This is a genomic window from Allobosea sp. GW821-FHT10B12 (assembly GCF_059415545.1).
Window position 1 is genome coordinate 57,515 of the sequence record NZ_JBWKNL010000010.1, and the last position, 20,081, is coordinate 77,595.

At 67.1% G+C, this 20,081-nt stretch carries 22 protein-coding genes and 1 tRNA gene; 10 read left to right on the forward strand and 13 right to left on the reverse strand.

Going from position 1 to position 20,081, the window contains the following annotated elements:
• Positions 1-9 precede the first annotated feature (9 nt).
• Complete coding sequence (locus AC07O0_RS25895; protein WP_494627029.1) at positions 10-1,509, forward strand: tripartite tricarboxylate transporter permease; 1,500 nt, start codon at positions 10-12, stop codon at positions 1,507-1,509.
• Positions 1,510-1,619: 110 nt separating this feature from the next.
• On the forward strand, positions 1,620-3,047 hold the full coding sequence (locus AC07O0_RS25900) for an APC family permease (RefSeq protein ID WP_494627031.1): 1,428 nt from the start codon (positions 1,620-1,622) through the stop codon (positions 3,045-3,047).
• Positions 3,048-3,117: 70 nt separating this feature from the next.
• Here the strand turns inward: AC07O0_RS25900 and AC07O0_RS25905 are convergent, their stop codons facing one another.
• From AC07O0_RS25905 to AC07O0_RS25920, 4 genes are all read right to left on the reverse strand, one after another.
• Entirely contained in the window at positions 3,118-3,612 is a 495-nt protein-coding gene (locus AC07O0_RS25905) for a DUF2059 domain-containing protein (RefSeq protein ID WP_494627033.1), read from the reverse strand.
• Between the two features lie 154 nt (positions 3,613-3,766).
• A complete protein-coding gene (gene rpiA, locus AC07O0_RS25910) occupies positions 3,767-4,477 on the reverse strand; it encodes a ribose-5-phosphate isomerase RpiA (RefSeq protein WP_494627034.1) in 711 nt (236 codons plus the stop codon).
• The gene (locus tag AC07O0_RS25915; protein ID WP_494627036.1) at positions 4,474-5,925 is read right to left on the reverse strand and encodes an NAD-dependent succinate-semialdehyde dehydrogenase; all 1,452 of its coding nucleotides are present in this window, start codon (positions 5,923-5,925) and stop codon (positions 4,474-4,476) included. The genes rpiA and AC07O0_RS25915 overlap by 4 nt, the downstream gene beginning before the upstream one ends.
• A gap of 133 nt (positions 5,926-6,058) precedes the next feature.
• Entirely contained in the window at positions 6,059-6,403 is a 345-nt protein-coding gene (locus AC07O0_RS25920; RefSeq protein WP_454026963.1) for a hypothetical protein, read from the reverse strand.
• A 209-nt stretch (positions 6,404-6,612) separates the two neighbouring features.
• Between AC07O0_RS25920 and AC07O0_RS25925 the strand changes: the two genes are divergently transcribed.
• Together AC07O0_RS25925 and AC07O0_RS25930 are read left to right on the forward strand one after the other, a co-directional pair.
• Positions 6,613-7,311 (forward strand): HAD family hydrolase, encoded by a 699-nt coding sequence (locus AC07O0_RS25925; RefSeq protein ID WP_494627038.1) that lies wholly within the window; start codon positions 6,613-6,615, stop codon positions 7,309-7,311.
• 36 nt (positions 7,312-7,347) lie between these two features.
• Positions 7,348-7,422: transfer RNA gene (locus tag AC07O0_RS25930), tRNA-Val, on the forward strand.
• Between the two features lie 76 nt (positions 7,423-7,498).
• On the opposite strand, the gene AC07O0_RS25935 is transcribed toward AC07O0_RS25930, so the two are convergent.
• Complete coding sequence (locus tag AC07O0_RS25935; protein ID WP_494627040.1) at positions 7,499-7,888, reverse strand: RidA family protein; 390 nt, start codon at positions 7,886-7,888, stop codon at positions 7,499-7,501.
• A gap of 105 nt (positions 7,889-7,993) precedes the next feature.
• Between AC07O0_RS25935 and AC07O0_RS25940 the strand changes: the two genes are divergently transcribed.
• Positions 7,994-9,028, forward strand: coding sequence for a LacI family DNA-binding transcriptional regulator (locus AC07O0_RS25940; RefSeq protein ID WP_494627042.1), 1,035 nt, complete (start codon positions 7,994-7,996; stop codon positions 9,026-9,028).
• Positions 9,029-9,031: 3 nt separating this feature from the next.
• On the opposite strand, the gene AC07O0_RS25945 is transcribed toward AC07O0_RS25940, so the two are convergent.
• Positions 9,032-9,961 (reverse strand): ABC transporter substrate-binding protein, encoded by a 930-nt coding sequence (locus AC07O0_RS25945; RefSeq protein ID WP_494627044.1) that lies wholly within the window; start codon positions 9,959-9,961, stop codon positions 9,032-9,034.
• A gap of 286 nt (positions 9,962-10,247) precedes the next feature.
• Between AC07O0_RS25945 and AC07O0_RS25950 the strand changes: the two genes are divergently transcribed.
• The 3 genes from AC07O0_RS25950 to AC07O0_RS25960 all read left to right on the forward strand — a co-directional run bounded on the left by AC07O0_RS25950 (position 10,248) and on the right by AC07O0_RS25960 (position 13,075).
• On the forward strand, positions 10,248-11,252 hold the full coding sequence (locus AC07O0_RS25950; RefSeq protein WP_494627046.1) for a Bug family tripartite tricarboxylate transporter substrate binding protein: 1,005 nt from the start codon (positions 10,248-10,250) through the stop codon (positions 11,250-11,252).
• A gap of 308 nt (positions 11,253-11,560) precedes the next feature.
• Positions 11,561-12,310, forward strand: a complete 750-nt coding sequence (locus AC07O0_RS25955; protein ID WP_494627048.1) for an alpha/beta hydrolase — start codon at positions 11,561-11,563, stop codon at positions 12,308-12,310.
• A gap of 81 nt (positions 12,311-12,391) precedes the next feature.
• Positions 12,392-13,075: a lysophospholipid acyltransferase family protein gene (locus AC07O0_RS25960; protein WP_494627050.1), complete on the forward strand. Its 684-nt coding sequence runs from the start codon at positions 12,392-12,394 to the stop codon at positions 13,073-13,075.
• A 28-nt stretch (positions 13,076-13,103) separates the two neighbouring features.
• Here the strand turns inward: AC07O0_RS25960 and AC07O0_RS25965 are convergent, their stop codons facing one another.
• Complete coding sequence (locus AC07O0_RS25965) at positions 13,104-13,727, reverse strand: EipA family protein (RefSeq protein WP_494627051.1); 624 nt, start codon at positions 13,725-13,727, stop codon at positions 13,104-13,106.
• A gap of 246 nt (positions 13,728-13,973) precedes the next feature.
• Here AC07O0_RS25965 and AC07O0_RS25970 point away from each other — a divergent pair, with 246 nt between their 5' ends.
• Positions 13,974-15,317, forward strand: coding sequence for a sensor histidine kinase (locus AC07O0_RS25970; protein WP_494627053.1), 1,344 nt, complete (start codon positions 13,974-13,976; stop codon positions 15,315-15,317).
• A 7-nt stretch (positions 15,318-15,324) separates the two neighbouring features.
• Here the strand turns inward: AC07O0_RS25970 and AC07O0_RS25975 are convergent, their stop codons facing one another.
• From AC07O0_RS25975 to AC07O0_RS25990, 4 genes are all read right to left on the reverse strand, one after another.
• Positions 15,325-16,008: a response regulator transcription factor gene (locus tag AC07O0_RS25975; protein ID WP_494627055.1), complete on the reverse strand. Its 684-nt coding sequence runs from the start codon at positions 16,006-16,008 to the stop codon at positions 15,325-15,327.
• Between the two features lie 148 nt (positions 16,009-16,156).
• On the reverse strand, positions 16,157-16,792 hold the full coding sequence (locus tag AC07O0_RS25980; protein ID WP_494627057.1) for an outer membrane protein: 636 nt from the start codon (positions 16,790-16,792) through the stop codon (positions 16,157-16,159).
• 254 nt (positions 16,793-17,046) lie between these two features.
• Positions 17,047-17,325, reverse strand: coding sequence for a hypothetical protein (locus AC07O0_RS25985; protein ID WP_494627059.1), 279 nt, complete (start codon positions 17,323-17,325; stop codon positions 17,047-17,049).
• A 116-nt stretch (positions 17,326-17,441) separates the two neighbouring features.
• Positions 17,442-17,708 (reverse strand): hypothetical protein, encoded by a 267-nt coding sequence (locus tag AC07O0_RS25990; protein ID WP_494627060.1) that lies wholly within the window; start codon positions 17,706-17,708, stop codon positions 17,442-17,444.
• 322 nt (positions 17,709-18,030) lie between these two features.
• Between AC07O0_RS25990 and AC07O0_RS25995 the strand changes: the two genes are divergently transcribed.
• Complete coding sequence (locus tag AC07O0_RS25995) at positions 18,031-18,609, forward strand: L,D-transpeptidase (protein ID WP_494627062.1); 579 nt, start codon at positions 18,031-18,033, stop codon at positions 18,607-18,609.
• Between the two features lie 72 nt (positions 18,610-18,681).
• On the opposite strand, the gene AC07O0_RS26000 is transcribed toward AC07O0_RS25995, so the two are convergent.
• Together AC07O0_RS26000 and AC07O0_RS26005 are read right to left on the reverse strand one after the other, a co-directional pair.
• On the reverse strand, positions 18,682-18,849 hold the full coding sequence (locus tag AC07O0_RS26000; protein ID WP_494627064.1) for a hypothetical protein: 168 nt from the start codon (positions 18,847-18,849) through the stop codon (positions 18,682-18,684).
• A gap of 116 nt (positions 18,850-18,965) precedes the next feature.
• On the reverse strand, positions 18,966-19,886 hold the full coding sequence (locus AC07O0_RS26005) for a dihydrodipicolinate synthase family protein (RefSeq protein ID WP_494627066.1): 921 nt from the start codon (positions 19,884-19,886) through the stop codon (positions 18,966-18,968).
• Between the last annotated feature and the right edge of the window lie 195 nt (positions 19,887-20,081).

Here is a 20,081-nt window from a genome sequence, read left to right on the forward strand (position 1 = left end):
GCTCGTAAGATGGACACCCTGCTCTCGCTCGCCAACGGCTTCTCCGTCGCCATCGAGCCCTCCAAGCTGCTGTTCTGCCTGATCGGCGTCTTTCTCGGCACCGCCGTCGGCGTGCTGCCCGGCATCGGCCCGGCGCTCACCGTGGCGCTCTTGCTGCCGGTGACCTTCAAGCTCGACCCGGCCGGCTCGCTGATCATGTTCGCCGGCATCTACTATGGCGGCATGTATGGCGGCTCGACCACCGCCATCCTGCTCAACGCGCCGGGCGAGAGCGCCTCGCTCGCAACCGCGCTCGAAGGCTCGAAGATGGCCAAGGCCGGCCGCGGCGGCCCGGCGCTGGCGACGGCGGCGATCGGCTCCTTCGTCGCCGGCCTGATCGCGACGATCGGCCTCGCCTTCCTGGCGCCCTGGCTGGTCGAACTCGCGATCAAGTTCGGGCCCTGGGACTATTTCGCCCTGATGATCCTCGCCTTCGTCACGGTGTCGGCGACCTTCGGCGATTCGCCCCTGCGCGGCCTGACCAGCCTGTTCCTCGGCATGCTGCTTGGCCTCATCGGCATCGACAAGCTGACCGGCCAGGCGCGCCTGACCTTCGGCGTGCCCGAGCTGCTCAACGGCGTCGAGGTGACGACGCTGGCGGTCGGCCTCTTCGCCGTCGGCGAGGCGCTCTATGTCGCCTCCAAGCGCTGGCGCGAGCCGGAGGAGATCATCCCGATCAAGGGCTCGCTCTGGATGAACAAGCAGGACTGGAAGCGCTCCTGGGCGCCCTGGCTGCGCGGCACGGCCTTCGGCTTCCCGATCGGCGCGCTGCCGGCTGGCGGCGCCGAGGTGCCGACCTTCCTCAGCTATTCGACCGAGAAGAAGCTCTGCAAATATCCGGAGGAGTTCGGCAAGGGCGCGATCGAAGGTGTCGCCGGGCCGGAAGCCGCCAACAACGCTTCGGCCGCCGGCACGCTGGTGCCGCTGCTGACGCTCGGCCTGCCGACGTCGGCGACGGCCGCGATCATGCTCGCAGGCTTCCAGCAATACGGGCTCAATCCCGGCCCGCTGCTGTTCGCCGAAAAGCCGGACCTGGTCTGGGGCCTGATCGCCTCGCTGTTCATCGCCAACGTCATGCTGGTGATCCTGAACCTGCCGCTGATCGGGTTGTGGGTGCGATTGCTGGCGATCCCGCAGCCCTGGCTCTATGCCGGCATCCTGGTCTTCGCGACCATGGGCACCCTCGCGGTCAACCCCTCGCCGGTCGAGCTCGGCATGCTCTTCGGCTTCGGCTATATCGGCTATCTGATGCGGCGCTACGATTACCCGGTCGCGCCGATGGTGGTCGGGCTGATCCTCGGGCCAATGGCCGAGGCGCAGCTGCGCCGCGCTTTGCAGATCAGCCTCGGCGACCCGATGATCCTGCTAGAGAACCCCGGCTCGGCGACGCTGCTCGGCATCGCCTTCATCGCCCTGGTCGCGCCCTTCGTGATGAAGGGATTGAACAAGTTCAAGGCCTCGGACGACTGAATAACGCGACGCGCAACCGGTGCGGCACGCCCCGGTTGCGCTTGAACAAAGATGGCGTGACTGTGTTCTCCTCTTCACCGGCCTTCAGGCCCGTCGAGCGAGGATGAACCATGAGCGACGCGACGCTACCCCCCTCCACCGCAACGCAGGCCGAAGCCGCCGAACCAAGTCTCCATCGCGTGATGGGTCCCTGGCTGCTGCTGCTTTTCATCGTCGGCGATATTCTCGGCACCGGCATCTACGCGCTCACCGGCCAGGTGGCGAAACAGGTCGGCGGCGTCGTCTGGCTGCCCTTCCTGGTCGCCTTCGTCGTCGCGATGATCACGGCCTTCAGCTATCTCGAACTGGTCACCAAGTACCCGCGCGCCGCAGGCGCCGCGCTCTATACGCACAAGGCCTTCGGCATCCATTTCGTCACCTTCATCGTCGCCTTCGCGGTGATGTGCTCGGGCATCACCTCGGCCTCGACCGCCTCGCGGGCCTTCGCCGCCAACATGTCCCATGCCTTCGGGCTCAACCTCGCCGGCGGCATCGGCATCACCATCGTCGGCCTCGCCTTCATGGCGCTGGTGGCGGCGATCAATTTCCGCGGCGTCGGCGAGAGCGTGAAGGCCAATGTCGTACTGACCTGCGTCGAGCTGACCGGCCTCTTGATCGTGATCTTCGTCGGCCTGTGGGCGATCGCCGCCGGCCAAGGCGACGTCTCGCGCATCACCCAGTTCAAGCCGGCCGGCGATGGCGGCATGTTCTGGCCGGTGATCGCGGCGACCACCCTCGCCTTCTTCGCCATGGTCGGCTTCGAGGACTCGGTCAACATGGCCGAGGAGACCAAGGACCCGACGCGGACCTTCCCGAAGATCCTGCTCGCCGGCCTCGTCATCACCGGCACGATCTATGTGCTGGTCTCGGTCTCGGCGATCACGCTGGTCTCGCCGGAACAGCTTGGCGAGGGCGAGACGCCGCTGCTCAAGGTGGTCGCGGCCGGCGCACCCAACTTCCCGATCTGGATCTTCGGCTTCATCACCATGTTCGCCGTCGCCAACAGCGCCCTGATCAACATGCTGATGGCGAGCCGGCTGGTCTACGGCATGAGCCGCGAGCACGTGCTGCCGCCAGTGCTCGGCAAGGTCCACCCAACGCGGCGCTCGCCCTATGTGGCGATCGCCTTCACCACGCTGCTCGCCTTCGCGCTGATCACCTTCGTCGGCACTGTGCCGGCGCTCGGCGGCACGACGGCGCTGCTGCTGCTCTGCGTCTTCACCGTGGTCAACATCACCGTGCTGATGCTGCGCAAGGACACGGTCGACCATGAGCATTTCCGCACGCCGACGATCCTGCCGATCGCCGGGGCGATCTTCTGCGCCTTCTTCGCCGGTCCCTGGACCGGGCGCGACCCGGTCCAGTACAAGATCGCCGGCATCCTGATCGGCATCGGCATCGTGCTCTGGGTGGTAACCGTGATGGTCAACCGGGCCACGGGGGTGCGGCCGAGCGATCCGACGATGGAGGATATCGGCGGCGCCGGCCCGGTGAACTGAGGCTCGGCCAAACGAAAAAAGGCCGCCGGTCTCGCCGGCGGCCTTTTTATCATTTGCGGGAATTTTCCGCTCAGAGCTGGTGGCCGCGCTTGCGCATCTCGGCCTGGAAGAGATCGAAGAGCCGGTTGCTGGTCGCGGTGCTCCAGGGCTGCAGCAGCGCGAAGATCTCGTCGATCACCTGCGGGCGATAGGAATTGTAGCGCTGGCCGACCGGCGAGTTAAAGAAGGCGGCGACTTCCTTGAGGTCGGCCTCAGTCATCTTGCTCGCAAAAATACGGGCCGAGGAATCGACGATCTCTTCACGGCGCAGGTCCGACTCGGCCTTGAGCGCGGTGAGGACCTCGTCCATGTCCTTCTTCAGCTCGGGCCGGGTCGAGCCGATGTTCTGACGGACGCCGGTGGTGAATTCGGCATAGATCGAGTCGAAGGATTGCGACAGGCCGGAGGAGATCACGACCTCACGGGCGGCCTTGAGATGCTCCGGCGTCGGCGCCTGCTGCGCCAGCGCGGGCACGGCGAACAACGCCAGCGAAAGAAGCGCACCTGCCAGGCTGTGACGGATCATGCGGTTACCCCTTGGTCGATCGTCCGGAATGCGGCGATTCCATTATTCTGGTGCGGCAACGTCCCTGACCGGGGCGAGCCGCCGGCCGCTCTTAGAACATGTCCAGCCAAAGTGGAAACCACTTTTGCGGCCGGACTACGCCGTTCCACGCCCGTCAGCCGCGCTCGGCTGCGGGATCGCCAAGGACGCGCACGCCATCGGCACCCGCGAGGAAGGCTGCCGTCGCCAGGCCGAGGAAAAGGCCGTGCTCGACCACGCCGGGAACCTGGTTGAGCGCCAGTCCCAGCACCTCGGGCAGCTCGATCCGGCCCAGATGCGCGTCGAGGATGTAGTGGCCGCCGTCAGTCAGCAGCGTCGCCCCATCGGGACGCTTGCGCAGCTTGAGCTCGCCATGCGCGCCCGACGACGCGATCGCGGCCGCAACCGCCCGGCGCGTCGCCTCGAGCCCGAAGGGCACGACCTCGATCGGCAGCGGGAAGCGGCCGAGCGTCTCGACCTGCTTGCCGGTATCGGCGATCACGACCATGCGCTTCGAGGCGGCAGCAACGATCTTCTCGCGCAGATGCGCCGCGCCACCGCCCTTGATCAGGCGCAAGGCGCTGTCGAGCTCGTCGGCGCCATCGATCGTGAGGTCGAGCTCAGGCGTCTCGTCGAGCGTCGACATCGGGATACCGAGACCGAGTGCCTGCGCCTGCGTTGCCTCCGAGGTCGCGACACAAAGCACCTCAAGGCCGGCGGCAACCTTCGCCCCGAGTCCGTCGACGAAGAGCTTCGCGGTCGAGCCAGTGCCCAGACCAAGCCGCATGCCCGGCTGCACCAGCTCCAGTGCCGCCAGAGCGGCCGCCTTCTTCAGATCCTCGCTCACGCGCCGAGCCCACCCATCAGCATGTACTTGATCTCTACGAACTCCTCGATGCCGTGGAGCGAGCCCTCGCGGCCGAGGCCGGATTCCTTGACGCCGCCGAAGGGCGCGACCTCGGTGCCGAGAATGGCCGAGTTGACGCCGACCATGCCGTATTCGAGCTCCTCGGCGACGCGGAAGGCGCGGCCGAGATCCCTGGTGTAGAAATAGGCGGCCAGGCCGAAGGGCGTGTCGTTCGCCATCGCCACGACTTCGTCCTCGCTCTTGAAGCGATAGATCGGCGCGATTGGCCCGAAGGTCTCCTCGGTGGTGACCAGCATCTTCGTGGTCACACCGGAGATCACGGTCGGCTCGTAGAAGGTGCGGCCGAGCGCATGGCGGCGGCCGCCGACCATCACCCTGGCGCCATTGGCGACGGCATCGGCGACGTGGCGCTCGACCTTCTCGACCGCGCGCTCGTTGATCAGCGGGCCCTGCACGACGCCGACCTCGACACCGTTGCCGACCTTCATCCTGGCGACATCGCCAGCGAACTTGGCGACGAAGTCGTCATGGATCCCGTCCTGGACGAAGAGCCGGTTGGTGCAGACGCAGGTCTGGCCCATGTTGCGGAACTTGGCGATGATCGCGCCCTCGACCGCCTTGTCGAGATCGGCATCGTCGAAGACGATGAAGGGCGCATTGCCACCGAGCTCGAGCCCGACCTTCTTCACCGTCGTGGCCGCCTGCTGCATCAAGAGCTTGCCGACCGGCGTCGAGCCGGTGAAGCCGATGAAGCGCACGGCCGGATGGGAGGTCATCACGCCGCCGATCGCGACCGCATCGCCGGTGACGATGTTGATCACGCCCTTGGGGAAACCCGCCCGCTCGGCAAGCTCGACCAGCGCGAGCGCCGTCAGCGGGGTGTCCGGGGCCGGCTTGACCACGAAGGTGCAGCCCGCCGCCAGGCCCGGCGCGCATTTGCGGGTGATCATCGCCGCCGGGAAGTTCCAGGGCGTGATCGCGGCGCAGACGCCGACCGGCTGCTTGGCGACGATGATGCGCGAATTCGGGAAGGGCGAGGGAATGGTCTCGCCATAGATGCGCTTGGCTTCCTCGGCATAGAACTCGACGAAGGAGGCGGCATAGGCGACCTCGCCGCGCGCCTCGGCCAGCGGCTTGCCCTGCTCGGCCGTCATGATCTGCGCCAGGTCCTCCTGGTTCGCCATGATCAGATCGAACCATTTGCGCAGGATGAGCGAGCGCTCCTTGGCCGATTTCTTCGCCCAGGGCTTGAAGGCGCGCGAGGCGGCCTCGACCGCAGCGGTGGTCTCGTCAGCGCCGAAACGCGGCACCTTGGCCAGCACCTCGCCGGTCGCGGGATTGTCGACCGGATCGACGCCCTCGCCGATCCAGGCGCCGTCGATGAAGCACTGCGAGCGCAGCAGCGAGGGATCCTTGAGCGCGAGCATACGAGCCTCCGGCGTCATGAACGGGTGGCCGGGGCTCTAGCACGCAGCGGGAGCGCTTGCCGATAGCAAAACGCCGCATGCAGGCGGTGCGCCGATTGCAGTTACCGTTCGGCCACCAGCCCGCCGGCAGCCGCTACTTCGCCATCGGCGTGCAGACGACCTTGTCGTCGAAGACGTAGCAGACGCTGAGCTCGCCGGTGCGGACATTGGCGCGGAAGATGCCGCCCTCGCGCTCATGGCGCGACGGGACGAGCACATAGTCGCTCGGCGCCTGCGGTCCCGCTCCCTCCCCGGCCGGGAAGCAAACGGTGACGCCGACGCCGCCCTCCTTGAGCTGGAACTGGCAGGCACCGACCTCGCCGGTCGCCTTGTCGATGCGATAGACGCGGTTGAGGTCGGTTTGCGGCGCCGGTGCGAACTCGAAGGGCGCGGCGAGCGCCGCCCCCAAGGCCGGCAAGACGAACAGGCCGACGCCCAGCGCCCGGCGGAGGGAGCTTCTGGAACAGCTCGACAGTTTCGACACCGCTACGACCCCTTTCGACGATTCGCCCGCACCCTATCATGCCGGGGAAGCCGTATCATCGCGATTGCGGCAAGGTGACGACGACATGGCACCCCTTCCGTCTCAAGCCTTGCCAAGCCGCGACGGCCGGCCTTTATGCGGATGGCCACGCCACAGGATCGCCCATGTCGCTTCCCCCGATCGTCGTCTTCGATCTCGACGGCACGCTCGCCGAGACCGCTCCCGACATCATGCGCACGCTGAACGTCATCCTCGAACAGGAGGGGCTTGCGGCTTTGCCGCTCGAGCGCGCGCGCGAGCTGGTCGGCGCCGGCGCGCGGGCGCTGATCGAGCGCGGCTTCAAGGTCAGCGGCCGGCCGCTCGAGGCCGAGAAGCTGGAGCAGTTGTTCCAGGAATTCCTGACGATCTATGCCGGCGCGATCGCACAGGACAGCTATGTCCATGACGGTGTCGTCGCCGCGCTCGATACGCTGGCTGCAGACGGCTTCGTCTTCGCCGTCTGCACCAACAAGCCGATCCTGCACACCAAGCTCTTCCTCGATGCGGTCGGCCTGACCGACCGCTTCGCCGCCATCGCCGGGCGCGACAGCTTCGCCTTCTGCAAGCCCGACCCGCGCCATCTGACGCAGACGATCACGCAGGCCGGGGCCGATCCGGCCCGCGCGGTGATGATCGGCGATTCGCGCACCGATGTGGACACGGCGCGCGCCGCGGGAATCCCGGTGGTCTGCGTGCCGTTCGGCTATACCGACGTGCCGGTCGAGGCGCTCGCGCCCGATCTGGTGATCCAGCACTTCAGCGAACTACCCCAGGCGGTCCGCAGTCTGACCAATGGCCAGCCGGCGCTTGCTACTCATTCTTGACGGCGCAGGCCGACCCCACTAGGAACAGCGCGGTCCGGGCGGCTAGCTCAGCGGTAGAGCACTCCCTTCACACGGGAGGGGTCACAGGTTCGATCCCTGTGCCGCCCACCATTTTCCCAGTTCTGCAAAACGATGCACGGTCGGTACGCGCCGCCGGACGAGACAGCCTCGCCCGGCGCCGGGCAGCTCACTCGGCCACCACTGCAACGCCCTGGATCTCGATCAGCATGGTGGGATCGGCGAATCCCGTCACGGTGATGGCCGCGCTCGCTGGAAAATCCGATCCGAACACCTCGTTGCGGATCTCGGTCATGCGGGTCGTATGACGCGGATCGGTGAGGAAGACCGTCATCGTGACGATGTCCTTCAGGGACGCCCCCGCCTCCTTGAGGGTCTCCTCGATATTGCTGAAGGTCTGGTATGTCTGAGCCTCGAAGTCGCCGGCCAGCGAACGGCCCGATGCGTCCTTCTGCCCGGTATGGCCAGCAATCCAGACGGTTTTTCCGCCTTCGGTGATGACGGCGGGAGAGAACGCGCGCGACTTCTGCCACGTGCCGCGAATGAATGTCTTTTTCACGCTTGAGGCTCCAGCTTCGATCTGCAAACGTTTGCAGGCCACCTGATTGCTGTCAACCGTGTTGTCCCCTAGGGTGGCTGCGCAAGATTCTGCGAGAGGCCGTACGTGCCCCCCAGCCCACCGAAGGCCCGCCCCGTCACGATCAAGGATGTCGCCCAGCTCACCGGCGTACATTCCTCGACAGTCTCGCGAGCCCTCAACCCGTCGACGCGATCCATGGTGGCCCAGGAACTCGCCGCCAGCATCCTCCAGGCCGCGCAGAAGCTCGGCTATCAGCCGGACCATCTGGCCGCGAGCCTGCGTACCGGCCGCTCGCAACTCGTCGGCGTGCTGCTTCCCGATATCGCCAACTCGGTCTTCGCCCCGATCCTGAGCGGCATCACCGAGCGCCTGATCGAGGACGGCTATTCCACCATCGTCGCCGATGCGGGCCCCGGCTCCCCTCCTCCGACCGCATTGCTGGACGGGCTGATCGCCCACCGCGTCGACGGGCTGATCCTGGCGACGGCGGCACGCGAGGACGCGCTCGTCGGCCGCTGTCTCGAGCGCAACGTACCGGTCGTGCTGGTCAACCGGGCCGAGGCGCAACCGCGTGTCTCGGCCGTGGTCTCCGACGACATGCGGGGCATGCAGCTCGCCGTCGACCATCTCGTCGCGCTCGGGCATCGCAGGATCGGCCATATCGCCGGGCCGCCGACGCTGTCGACCGGCCTGCTGCGGCTCAGGGGCTTCGAAGCCGCCATCCGCGACCAGGCCATCCCGCTGGAGAGTTTCAGCCAGAACGCAACGGCCTATTCCCGTGAGGCGGGCGCCGAGGCTGCCGGCAAGCTCCTTGCGGCGGCCCCGCAGGTCACCGGTATCGTGGCGGCGAACGACCTGCTGGCGCTCGGGGCCTATGACGCACTGCGCGATCGGGGCCTGCATTGCCCGGACGAGGTTTCCGTCGTCGGGCACAACGACATGCCACTGATGGATCTCGTCGCGCCGGCACTCACCACCGTCCGGATCGAGCACCGGGCGATGGGCCGCGAGGCGGCGGACCTGCTGTTCCAGCGCATGCGCCGCGACGACATCCCGACGCGCATGGTGATGCTGACGCCGCGCCTCATCGTTCGCGGCTCGACCTCGGCCCCGCGCTAGGCCTCAAGGCCGGCCCGCAACTGCGAACGTCTCGTCGCAATAGGAAGCGGGATCGCCAAGCGGGAGCATGGACGCGGCGTGGCGGGCCCGCAGCGACAGGACGGTCGCCAGTCCCGGTATCTGAATCCGCAGGTCCCGCTGAAATCCGCCCTCGGAGAAGAGCTGCCGATATGTTGCCGATGCGACAGGCGCGCTCAGCCCGGGAGTATGCTCGCGCAGGACCCGCACGGCTGCCGCCTCGTTCTCGGCCAGCCATTGCAGTGCCTCGGCGAATGCGCCGATGAAGTCGCGCAGCCGTGCGCGATGCCGCTGCGCCCAGCTGCGCCGGGCAGCGCCCACAATGCCCTGATAACTGCCCAATTCGGGGCGGGCTCGCGCCAGCAGGGTCATCCCCGCTTCGGCGGCCATCAGGTCCAGCGGCGTGTTGAGCAAGGTCGCCGAGACCTGCCCGGCCAGGAGTGCCTGCAGCCGCTGAGCGCCGTTACCGACGCTGACCAGCTCGAACTCGCCGGCCTCCAGACCGGCACGGTCGAGCAACTCACGCAGGACGAAGGCGAAGCCGGTCGTCTGGGCATCGACCGCGACCCGATGGCCCCGCAGATCCGCCACGCGTTCGATACCGGGGCTCGCGACCAGCGTCAGCAGCCCGTCATCCACGCCCATGAACGCGAAGAAGTCCGGCCGTTCGGGCAAATTCTCCTCGCCCTGCCCCGAAGTGTAGGCCACGACATTGTCGACCGAGGTCAAGGCGATCTGCGCGCCGCCGTCGTACAGCTCCCGTGCCATCACCCGCGAGTTCGGAACGATGCGATGGGTCAGGCGAAGGCTCCGGCGACTGAAAAGGCCCTGCTCCAATCCGGCCCATATCGGCCAGTTCGCCGCCCCGGCGAATGCCAGCACTGACAGATCGTGATCTTGATGAGCGTCGGGCATGCACGGCTCCTGAGCGCGAATTCAGCAATCGATTGTTTATCGACGCGAGACACTAAGGCAGGCATAGCTGGCCAATCACACAAAAATCAAGACAGCCGGCGTTGCATTGACTTGAGATTTGATAATACGATAGCAATCGATTGCAGAGAGGTTCGGCGGCACTCATATCGCAGGAAGCCCGCGTGAAACGCTGGCCTGCGACTGGGCGCACGCCCAGGTCTGGCCGGCTGAATCACAAGAGCAATCGGCCGAAGGCTTTGAAGACGCATGCCACCGGGAGAACGCCATGAAGCAACACCGTTTCCGGACCGCCATCATCTGCCGGGCGAGGCAACTGCTGGCGCTGGGCGCCATGTGGCCCGCCTTGCTCGCCGGGCCAGCCGCTGCGCAGGCCTGGCCGGAGCGGCCAATCACGGCCGTCGTGCCACTCGCCGCGGGCAATGCCATCGACGTGGTCGGCCGGATCGTGCTCGATCAGATGTCCAGGCAACTCGACCGGCCAATCGTGGTCGAAAACCGCGTCGGAGCCGGTGGCACGATCGGGGCTGCGACCGTCGCGAAGGCGACGCCGGACGGCTACACCATCCTGGTCCATTCCTCGTCGATCGCGATAGCGCCCTCCCTCTATTCCAAGCTCCCCTATGACACGATGGGCGATCTTGCGGCGGTGATCCCCTTCGGCATCCAGCCGAGCGTGCTGGTCACGACACCCAAGAAGGGGTTCAGGACCGTCGCCGACCTCGTCGAGGCGGCGAAGGCCAAGCCCGGTGCCCTGAACTACGCCTCGGCGGGCAGCGGCAGCACATCCCATCTGGCGGCGCTGCGCATGCTGGCCGGCGCCGGGCTGCAGATGCACCACGTGCCCTATCGGGGCCCGGTCGACGCCATCACTGGCCTGCTCGCCGGCGAGATCGACGTTTATTTCCTGCCGCTGTCCGCGGCACTCCCTTATCTGAAAGAGGGGTCGCTGACGGCTCTGGCGGTCAGTACCTCCAAGCGCGTCGCCGCCTTGCCCGAGGTTCCGACGACGCTGGAGGCCGGGCTGCCGGATTCTGCCTATGAGTTCTGGATCGGCCTGTTCGTGCCGAGCAAGACGCCGCCAAGCGTGATCGAACGCCTCTATGGCGAGGCACAGAAGGCGCTGCGCCTGCCCGAAATCCAGGAGAAACTGCGGACCGTCGGAATGGAGCCGATGCCGCTCGATCGCGAGCAGTTCGGCAAGCGCCTGCGCACGGAGATCGAGGACATCGGGAAGCTGGTGAAAGCGGCCGGCATCCCGCCCGCCAACTGAGACTGCCGCAGCCCTACCGCTTCGCGCGGGCGCGCGGACTCACTTGGCGGCTTTCGCGCCATAGCGACAGCCCGGGTTGCGGTCGACTGCAGGTCACGCTCACGAGCCTCAGCCGTCGGATCCTGTCGGGCACCCCTGACTACCGCCAGACCATCGCATCTCCACTCCCCTGAAGAATGGCGATGAAACCGGCTGCACATTTCGTGCAATGTAGCCACAGAATCCTAGGCGGCAGGCGCAGGCGCGACACGGTGACGGTGGCGCGCGCAGTTCTGTGCCGCTTTCAGGTGAATGGGTGACTCAACAACATGATCGGATATCAGCAGCGTTTCCTGCGCGCCCTCGGCGTGCTGGCGGTCCTATCGTCGTTCGCCATCCCGTCAACCGGCCGGGCGGAGACGCCGATCACGGTCAAGGGCGGCGAGACCGTCACGATCGCCGGCGTCCGCAGTATCCTCATCCGTGCCGCGCATTCCAAGGGCAGCGTGATCCTGCTCGCCGGCGGTGATGGCCGCCTCGAGGTCGGCAGCGGCGCGCGCTTCGGCAAGGCTGGCGACAATGTCCTGATCCGCAATCGCGACGCCTTCGTCGCGCAGGGCTACAATGTGCTGCTCGCCGAACTCGGGACGAGCCTCTCCGCTGCAGTCGACCACATGGCTGCGATCAAGCGCCCGGTGATCGTGGTCGCCACCAGCATGGGCACGCAGCGTGCCGCCCAGGGAATCGTGGAGGGCGCCATGCCGGATAGGCTGGTGCTGACCTCGGGCCTCCTCAGCAAGGCGTCAGGCCCCGGCGATAGTACCGTCCAGAGCATCCTGGGGACGCCGAACCGGCTGCCGCGCACGCTCGCCCTGCATCATCGCGAGGATCGCTGTCGCTTGACACTGCCCGCCGGCGTCGCCCCATTCCAGGCCTGGGCAGGCGGGCGCGTCCAGGTCGAGTGGATGAGCGGCGGGCAGGCCGATGAGGCCAATCCCTGCCGCTTCAGTGCACATCACGGCTTTGCCGGGCAGGATGAGGAGCTCGTCGCCCGCATCGTCAAATTCATGATGCGCTGAAGAGACGGCCGCAGGGCCGCGCAATGTTGGAGCAAGCCGACGCGCCGATCCCTCCATCGGAATCACCGTGGAGATCGGATCATGCGATTCGGCAATGGGCAATCTGCGGCGTTCGCCGGCCGCGCCTTGCACGTCTATCTCGACTTCGTCCAGCGCACGACCCGGTTCAAGCCGGCGATCCCGGGCGCGAGACCGTGGGAGCGCAGCCGCGAGCCCTTCATCGCCCTGACCTGGCACGGCCAGCAGATGCTCAGCCTCGCCGCACTCGACGGCGCCTCGCAGGTGGCGATCCTGACCTCGCTGCATTTCGACGGGGCGGTGGTCGCCTCGGTGGTCGAGCGGGCGGGCTTTCGCGCCATTCGTGGCTCGGGCACGCAGAGCCGCCCGAAGATCAAGGTCAAGCGCGCCGTTCCCGCCTTCTTCGAGATGCGCGAGGCGCTCCGTGAAGGCACCAGCCTCGTCCTGACCGCCGATGTCCCGAAGATCGCCCGCGTCGCCGGCAAGGGCGCCGTCCAGCTCGCGCGCGCCACCGGCCGGCCGATCTATCTCTTCGCCGCGGTGACCAGCGCCCGCGTCGACCTCGACAACTGGGACAGGGCCAGCATCGCCCTGCCCTTCGGGCGCGGCTGCGTGCTCTGGTCGGAGCCGCTCTATGTGCGCCGAACGGCCAACGAGCGGGAGATGGGCCTGATCGCGCTCGAGATTTCGAGCCAGCTCGACGAGCTGCATGCCACGGCGCACCGCCTGCTCGACAGCCGCCGCTAGGAGGCGAGCCCTGCCTGCACAGAATCCGTCAGCGGCCCGGCGGCGCGCAATCGGCCGGCGTGGCGCAGATCCGGCCCGGCGGACGCAGCTGCTCGGTCGGCCCCGCCGGCTCGATGACGATGCGGCTGAGATCGCCGGAAAAGCGCAGACCGAGGCCGGAAGAGATCAGAACGATCCGCGCCCGGGAGGAGGCCAGGATGGTGGCGTTGGCGCCGGCAAGGAAATGGGCGCTGCCGCCGAGGCTAGCATAGGTGCCGAATACGTCCTCGTAGCGATCAAGCCCGTAGACCAGCATGATCACCCGGCCATAGTCGGCGCCGAGGCCGATGCCGACCGAGAGCGCCGACCAGGTCACCGGAACCGGGATGCCGTCGGAGAAGCGCAGCTCGCCGCTGCCATGCCGCCCGCCGAGCACGAAGGAGCCACTGAGCTCACCGCCGACGATATAGGCGTTCGGCTCGCCGAAGAGCGCGAGCGAGCGTTCGATCGGAAGGCTGACCGTCTTGGTGGTGGTGTCGAAGACGCCCTCGACGAGGCGGAAGATGTCCTGCCGCGGGGTCGTCGGCAGCTGGCCGGCTCGGACCTCGCCCTTCGTCACGGCTCCTTGTGCGAGCACGAGGCTCGGCACGAGGGCCAGCAACGTAGCCAACATGACGCGCAGCGAAGGCCAACTCCAAATGACGCGCAACGCAGACATCAGGCCGGCAGCTCCGGAAGAGAGTTGAACGGCAATGGCGATACGGTCCATGCAGAGACTGGAAGGGGCGAACGCCCGGTTGCGCAAGCCATACCCGCATCGAGGTGCCGTGACGACTCACAACACTGTATCGCCCCCGCGCCAGGCGCTACCGGCAAGTCAGCCGCTGCCTGCGGCAAGGCATGGCGGCGGAGCCCGGCAATGATCTCCCTGTCGCGCGCCCTCACCCTGCGCCTGTCGCTGCTCGGCATCGTCCTGTTCACCGCCTTCATCGGCGCCGTCATCGCGTTTGCCCTGATCACCGAGGATCCCGGCGTCCTGCGCAATGACGTCACCTCCCAGATCATCCAGCAAAGCGTGCGCCAGCCCTCGGGCAACGCCTTGCAAGTCGAGAAGACCGCCGGTCTCACCCGGATCGAGCGTACCAGCCCCTCGCTTTGGTACCTCGTCTCCGATGGACGTTCCGTCGTCGAGTATGCGCCAGAATTGCGGCCGGGCCTGCCGATCGACATCCGGCTCGACGGTCCGACGATTGCCGCGCAGATGCGGGTCGGCGGCGACAATGCGCTCGCCTTCGACGTGATCGAGAAGGACGGCAACCGCGTCATCGTGGCCACCGGGGGCGGCTTGCCCGGCTGGGACCTGATCCTCGCCCACTATCTCCGCGCCATCGCCGGCTCGGCCCTGGCGATCTCGGTGGTCTTCGGCCTCCTGATCGCCGGCGCGATCGCGATGTCGGTGTCCTATATCGGCGAGCGGCTGCGCAGCGCCGCGGAAGCCGCGGCGAGGATCGATCCGAGAGCGCCGCGTGGGCTGCTGCCGACCGAGGAGACCCCGATCGAGCTGATGCCACTCACCACGGCGCTCAATGCCGCGCTCGACCAGATCGCCGGGAACATGGAGGTGCAGCGGCGCTTCATGAACAATGTCGCGCACGAGCTGCGCACCCCGCTCACCGTGATGCGCGGCCGGATCGACGCGCTGCCGAACGACCAGATGCGGCTCGCGCTCACCACCGACGTCAGCCGGCTGACCACGATCGTCTCGTCGATGCTGCAGCTCGCCCGGCTGCACAGCACCGAATTGCCGTTCGAGCCGCTGCAGCTCAACCGGATCGCCCGCGCAGTCCTGGCCGATCTCGCGCCCATGATCCTGAACAACGATGCCGACGTCGCCCTGGAGGAAGAAGGCGAGCGCCAATCGCTGATCGAGGCCAACGAACCAACGGTAAGGGCCGCCATCGCCAACCTGGTCGACAATGCGCTGCGCCATGCCCAGGCGAAATCGACGATCCTGGTGAAGGTGATCGACGGCGCCGTGCTCGAGGTAGCCGATGACGGGGTGGGAATCGAGGTTGCCGATCGCCCGCAGGTGACCGAGCCCTTCAACCGGATGTCGCCGAACTCCACCGGCGCCGGGCTCGGCCTGACGATCGTGCGCGACATCATGGCCGCCCATGGCGGGACGCTCACCATCCTCGGCCGGCCAGGCGGCGGCACCAAGGTGCGCCTCGTCTTCCCGCCGCGCGAGACCGGCGGCGGCTGAGTTTGCGCTACTGCGCCAGTTCCGATGTCCGCATCATGTAGCCGATGCCGCGCAGCGAAGTGATCTCGACCCGCGCGCCGGCTTCCTTGAGCTTGCGCCGCAGCCGCGAGATCTGCGCTTCGAGCGTGTTGGACTCGATCAGGTCATCGAAGCCGTAGACCGCCTCGATCAGGACGTCACGGGTGACGACGCGGCCGACGCGCTGGACCAGCGCCTCGAGGATCAGCGCCTCGCGCCGGCGCAGGTCGAGCATTTCCGAGTCGACGGAGGCACTGCGCCCCTCGAGGTCGAGCGAGAGATTGCCGGCGGTGATCACCAGCGAGCGCTTGGGATGGCGCCGGCGCAGGATGACGCGCAGGCGCGCCAGCAGCTCCTCCGGCTCGAAGGGCTTGATCAGATAGTCGTCCGCGCCAGTGTTCAGGCCCTCGATCACGTCGGCCTTGGCATCACGAGCGGTCAGGACCAGGAAGGCGGGCCGCGTCTCGGCCGTGCTCAGCGCCTTGACGATCGAGAGGCCGTCGCCATCGGGCAGGCGCCGGTCGATGATGGCGATGTCGAAAGGGGTCGAGCGCAGGGCGGCCAGCGCCGCATCGATCGTCGTCGTGCGATCGGCGATGAGGCCGGCATTGGTGAGGAGCGAGGACAGGAAAGCCATCAATTGTGGCTCGTCCTCGACGATCAAGGCGCGCATTGAGGGGTCGTTTCAGGGTGCACGGATGGAACGTGATGCCGGAATAGGGGCGAAATATCCAGACGCATCACGCTCCATCCATGCCTAGGCGCGGCCATTAAGACCGCAGGGCAAACCGGGGCGGTCTCCCGCCCCGGAGTTTCGAGGATCAGAACCGGTAGTTCAGACCGGCCTTGACCAGATGCTCGTTGACGCCGACGCGGGCGCGGCCAGTGGTGAACTGGAAGTTCTGCTTGCCGAGCGAAACGTAGTTGTATTCGAGCTTGGCAGAGAGGTTGTCGGTGATGCCGTATTCGGCGCCGGCGCCGACGACATAGCCGACCTTGCTCTTCTCCTTCGAGACCAGGCCGTCGCTCGCCTTCAGGCTGCCATAGGCGACACCGCCGAGACCGTAGACCAGGAAGCGATCGAAGGCGAAGCCGGCTCTAGCCTTCAGGGTGCTGACATAGCGCATGTCGGCGCTGGTGCCTCCCGTGCGCTTGGCGCCCTTGCCGAGGCCGTTCATCGAGATGTCGGCCTCGAGACCGGTGACGAGACCACCCATCTGCAGGTTGTAGCCGAGCTGGCCGCCGAGCAGGATCTCGTTGCGGCTCTTCTTGGCAGTCCCCTCGAAACGGTCGAATGAGGCACCGGCATGCACACCGGCATAGACGCCGTTCCAGTTATAGGCGCGCGGCTGCGAATAAGCCGGCTGCCATTGCTGCACGGGCATACGAGGATCGGCCGCCATGGCCGGTGCTGCGAGCAGGGCCAGCAGGCCGACCATCGAGGTGAAACGCTTCATCAAAGACTCCTTGCGGCGGCCTAGGTCGCCGCCGACGCATCAGGCCAGACGAGTAAGAGACGGTTTCACCGATCAGGCTGATTCAACCTGGTCGGATCCGGCTCTTGCGACCCCAGGTCCGCACAACGGACCGGGTCAGCACGGCACAGATTGCGTGCGAAGATTACGGCAACGTTGCCCGCAAAACGGGCACGCTCCGGACAGGGTGCTGGAGGTTCACGCCGAGGCGCTACGAACGGATGTGCGCAGGGGGCTCAGTTCCGGGCGCTCGGCCCCGGATGCTGCTGCGCGCCCCTCGCGCTGTTCGTCCACTCGGCCAATGGTGCAGTGGCCATGAACTGCTCGATCGCGAGCAAGGCGATGTCGCCGGAATGGCCGGAGCGACGCAGACCGAGAATCAGACGCGCGAGCCATTCGCGATGGGGGTTCTCGAACGGTCCATAGATCGGGCCGACATGCCCCCACGCCTCGTGAAAGGCAGCACCCAGGGCAGCGAGCTCTTCGGGCCCGGCATTGAGTTGGCAGGCAGGCATGGCGAACCTCCCGGCGTTCGCATAAGCGGACCAGAGCCGGCCCGGCTTTGCAATCGGAAGTTGCCCCTTGCTCGAAGATTAGGGGAACGGCCGGTTAACGACAATCGGAGAAGCCGTCAGAGGCTGCTCACGATCTCGCGCGGATAACGGGCAGCAAAGGCGCGGGCCGAATCGCGGAAGGCCACCCAGGCGGGCAGCGGCACCGCGCCGACATCATGCGCAGTGGGAAGCAGCGGGCGGGTGCGCTCGTCGATCGCAGCATCGGGGTCGATGCGCGCCGAGCGACAGAGGGCGCGCGCGATCCTAATGATGCGCTGTTCCTCTTGGTCTTCAGGAATCATTGGTCGGCAGGCCTCGAGATCGTCGCCGGCAAGCGGCGCCATCACAACGCGGTCGTGACGATGAGGTTCCGCACTCCCGCACCAATCGCGCGATCCCGTTTCGGCCGCATTTTGCCGCAGGGAACTTTTTCCCTGCGCCGCGCTTTTGTCCGAAAATCGCCCAAATCCCCTCAAGCAGCCATACAGACGGCACCGCCTGTTGCAGCCCAGCAACGGGCGCCTTCAAAGCTCGAAAGGTCGCGCCGATGTGAACACGCATCGATTGAACGGCAGCCCCCGCTCTGCCAGAGATTTGGGGAATTGTTGACGTTTTTCCGTCACCTTTCCTCGCGCCCGCCCATCCCCGAAACGCCCCGAGGCCGCTATGCTCCGCTTCCTCCGTTTGGCCCTGATCGCCGGCACGGCCTTCGCGGCCACCGCGACCGCCGCCGTCGCCGAGATCGACCCGCTCACCCGCCAGCCGCTCGTCACCTATGTCGACCCCGCCAAGGCACAGGCGACCGCGATCCCGCGCGAGATCGTCTCGTTCAGCGGCACCTACCGCCCCGGCACGATCGTGATCAACACGAGCGAGCGCCGCCTCTATTTCGTGCTGCCCGACGGCAAGGCCGTCCGCTACGGCGTCGGCGTCGGCCGTCCCGGCTTCGAATGGGGCGGCACCCAGACCGTCACCCGCAAGGCCGAGTGGCCGGGCTGGACCCCGCCGGCGCAGATGCTGAAGCGCCGCCCCGACCTGCCGCGCTTCATGCCCGGCGGCCCGGAGAACCCGCTCGGCGCCCGCGCCATGTATCTCGGCTCGACCCTCTACCGCATCCATGGCTCGAACGAGCCTGAGACGATCGGCCAGGCGGTCTCCTCGGGCTGCATCCGCATGCTGAACGAGGACGTGATCGACCTCTACGAGCGTGCCAAGGTCGGCACCCGCGTCGTCGTCGCCCGCTGAGCGGCGGACGCATCGGAGCTTTGGAAAGGCCGGCCTCGCGCCGGCCTTTTAGCGTCCGCCACGCTGAGTCGATCAAAACGGCGCCGTAGCGTAGATCCGCACGGCCAGCACGGCGGCGAGCAGGAGCAGAAGGACGAGGGACTGCAACAGGTCCCTGGCGATCTCGCCGGACTGCTTGTTGCGCGGCCCGGTCCGGGACGCCGCCTCGCGCTGCCGTTTCACCGCTTCATAAGTGGTCATGCCTGACCTCCATCACGTGATGGAGGATGATCGGCCAGGCCCGCATCAGCTCGCGATGCCGCCTGTGGGGCGGCGGCATCAGCTCCGCATAAGGAAGCGGGACAAACCTTGTCGCGCTAGGCCGCCGAACGGTGCCCGGCCATTTGGCCATTGACCGGTCGCGGCAGATCGTCGAGCGCGTATCTCAGTTCGTCTGCCAATGAAGGCTGTGCTGCGACGAGGGGCAACCGGCAGATGGGCTCGACACCCGGATGCTGGAACGACAGGGCCAGCTTGACCGCGACGGGATCGGGCTCGCGGGAGAGCAGGCCATGGAGCGGGGTCAGGCGCCGCTGCAGGGTCTGGGCCTGTTCGAACGCCCCGGCGCGGCAGGCTTCCCTGATGCGGCGCAGCAGGCGCGGCGCGAGGTTGCCAATGCTGGTAACCGCGCCGCAGCCGCCGGCGGCGACATAGGACGGGATGGTGTCGCTGGCCCCGGTGAGGCGCAGGAAATGCCGGCTGCAGCTGCGCATGATGCGATCGCAGCGGGCAATGTCGCCGCGCCGCTCGAGGATGCCGACGATCGCCGGATGCGCCGCCATCTCGGCCAGGGCCTCGGGCGTGAGATCGACGGCGCAGCGATCGGGATCATTGTCGACGATCACGGGGAGCGAAGTGACCTCCGCCACCGACAGGACATGCTGGACGAGACCGGCCTGCGTCGGCCTGCTGTAATAGGGCAGCCGCAGCAGGATGGCGCTCGCGCCCGCCGCCGTCACCTCCTTGACCTCCGTGACACTGTCCGCGGTCGAGTATGAGCCCGCAGCAGCCAGGATCGGATAGCCGGACCCGGCCGCGGCACGCGCCAGCCTGACGAGCCGGATGCGCTCATTGCCGGTCAGCGTCGAATATTCGCCGCTCGCGGAGCCAAGCACGATGCCATCAGCTCCCTCCTGGACCTGCCAATCGACCAAGCGCAGCAGGCTCGGCTCATCCAGGGCGCCGGCGCTAAAGGGCGTGACGAGAGCAGTGAACATCCCGTGAAGCCAGTGATCCATGTCGACCTCGGTAGTGTGGCTTGAGAATGGTGGCGCGGCAGAACGGGGCGCTCCGCCGCGCCACTGCCGGGCTCGGGATAGGCAGCGAACGGATGCAGAAGGCCACCGAACCCCACGGGGCGGCCGGGGCTCGATGGCGCCCCTGCTCCGAAAGCGACCGGGCACGACACCGAGTGCAAGCTAGGCCGGGCGACA

Coding starts and splice junctions, on each gene's coding strand:
- AC07O0_RS25900 (WP_494627031.1), top strand. CDS start 1,620: ATGAGCGACGCGACGCTACCCCCCTCCACCGCAACGCAGGCCGAAGCC.
- AC07O0_RS25975 (WP_494627055.1), bottom strand. CDS start 16,008: ATGCGCGCCTTGATCGTCGAGGACGAGCCACAATTGATGGCTTTCCTG.
- AC07O0_RS25895 (WP_494627029.1), top strand. CDS start 10: ATGGACACCCTGCTCTCGCTCGCCAACGGCTTCTCCGTCGCCATCGAG.
- AC07O0_RS25925 (WP_494627038.1), top strand. CDS start 6,613: ATGTCGCTTCCCCCGATCGTCGTCTTCGATCTCGACGGCACGCTCGCC.
- AC07O0_RS25915 (WP_494627036.1), bottom strand. CDS start 5,925: ATGCTCGCGCTCAAGGATCCCTCGCTGCTGCGCTCGCAGTGCTTCATC.
- AC07O0_RS25950 (WP_494627046.1), top strand. CDS start 10,248: ATGAAGCAACACCGTTTCCGGACCGCCATCATCTGCCGGGCGAGGCAA.
- AC07O0_RS25995 (WP_494627062.1), top strand. CDS start 18,031: ATGCTCCGCTTCCTCCGTTTGGCCCTGATCGCCGGCACGGCCTTCGCG.
- AC07O0_RS26000 (WP_494627064.1), bottom strand. CDS start 18,849: ATGACCACTTATGAAGCGGTGAAACGGCAGCGCGAGGCGGCGTCCCGG.
- AC07O0_RS26005 (WP_494627066.1), bottom strand. CDS start 19,886: ATGGATCACTGGCTTCACGGGATGTTCACTGCTCTCGTCACGCCCTTT.
- AC07O0_RS25990 (WP_494627060.1), bottom strand. CDS start 17,708: ATGGCGCCGCTTGCCGGCGACGATCTCGAGGCCTGCCGACCAATGATT.
- AC07O0_RS25970 (WP_494627053.1), top strand. CDS start 13,974: ATGATCTCCCTGTCGCGCGCCCTCACCCTGCGCCTGTCGCTGCTCGGC.
- AC07O0_RS25985 (WP_494627059.1), bottom strand. CDS start 17,325: ATGCCTGCCTGCCAACTCAATGCCGGGCCCGAAGAGCTCGCTGCCCTG.
- AC07O0_RS25980 (WP_494627057.1), bottom strand. CDS start 16,792: ATGAAGCGTTTCACCTCGATGGTCGGCCTGCTGGCCCTGCTCGCAGCA.
- AC07O0_RS25945 (WP_494627044.1), bottom strand. CDS start 9,961: ATGCCCGACGCTCATCAAGATCACGATCTGTCAGTGCTGGCATTCGCC.
- AC07O0_RS25955 (WP_494627048.1), top strand. CDS start 11,561: ATGATCGGATATCAGCAGCGTTTCCTGCGCGCCCTCGGCGTGCTGGCG.
- AC07O0_RS25960 (WP_494627050.1), top strand. CDS start 12,392: ATGCGATTCGGCAATGGGCAATCTGCGGCGTTCGCCGGCCGCGCCTTG.
- AC07O0_RS25905 (WP_494627033.1), bottom strand. CDS start 3,612: ATGATCCGTCACAGCCTGGCAGGTGCGCTTCTTTCGCTGGCGTTGTTC.
- AC07O0_RS25965 (WP_494627051.1), bottom strand. CDS start 13,727: ATGTTGGCTACGTTGCTGGCCCTCGTGCCGAGCCTCGTGCTCGCACAA.